This is a genomic window from Flavobacterium maritimum, from assembly GCF_040049085.1.
Classification (GTDB): domain Bacteria; phylum Bacteroidota; class Bacteroidia; order Flavobacteriales; family Flavobacteriaceae; genus Flavobacterium; species Flavobacterium maritimum.
On record NZ_JBDLZY010000036.1, the window covers coordinates 1 to 557 of the forward strand.

1 protein-coding gene is annotated in these 557 nt (G+C 31.2%); it reads left to right on the forward strand.

All coding sequences use genetic code 11. The features are described 5' to 3' along the window. Positions 1-347: exo-alpha-sialidase (locus tag ABEB23_RS18170; protein ID WP_348814132.1), on the forward strand; the 347-nt coding region annotated here is incomplete at its 5' end. Positions 348-557 lie beyond the last annotated feature (210 nt).

The window sequence follows — 557 nt, forward strand, 5'->3', positions numbered from 1 at the left end:
TTTCCAGTTGGTCTGGCGATAATGGTAAAAGCTGGATTAGAACCAATACCATTAATGTTATCAATTCAAATTCCGGAATTGATGCACTGACGGTAAATAAAAACCTGTTTTTATTGGTAAATAATCCATTGCCAATGGGAAAAGACTGGTTTAACGGAAGAAATATTCTCGACGTAGATTATTCTACTGATGGCTTAAACTGGAAGAAATTATTTGATCTGGAAAAACAGGAAAAAGGAGAATTCAGTTATCCAGCCATTATTCAGACCGCAGATAAAAAAGTACATGTTTTATATACCTACAATCGTAAATATATTAAGCATACCGTTTTTGAGTTAGGTGTATAAAGCTTTAGCGGTTAATTGTACAAGGTTTATTTCACACAGATTTAAAATAATTTCAGCAGAAAAAAGCAGATTTTTTAAATCATAAATGCATTTGAAAATCAAAATAATTTACTGGTGAAATTATTTTAAAAACAAAACATCGTTTCTAATTAAAAAATGGCCTTTAAATCTGCGTGAAACAAAAAACTTTGCGCCTTCGCGACTTTGCGA